Source organism: Leifsonia sp. HAY1-4F (assembly GCF_056755275.1).
In genome coordinates, this window is the sequence record NZ_JBNDHX010000439.1 from 1 (window position 1) to 252 (window position 252).

At 61.9% G+C, this 252-nt stretch carries 1 pseudogene; it reads right to left on the reverse strand.

What is annotated here, in order from left to right:
• Positions 1 to 252 (reverse strand): annotated as a pseudogene (locus tag ACPYOG_RS20100) (hypothetical protein); the annotation flags it as partial.

A 252-nucleotide genomic window follows, 5' to 3' on the forward strand; every position in this document is an offset into this window, starting at 1 on the left:
ATCGTAAGAGAATTCGGTGGCAAGCACGGCAAAGCGCCGGTGGCCCAGTTCCGCCAGATGCGTCGCGGCTGTCGCAGCCCCGGCGACATTGTTGACGCCGATCGACGCGACCGACGGATCATCGTCGTTCAATGCCAGGGCAATGAAGGGCAATTGCCGCTCGCGCGTCAGCTGCACCAGCTTTTCGCCGCCCTCCACGCATAACAGGATGAAGCCGTCCACGAGGGCGCTCTTGATGTTCCAGTCCAGCTT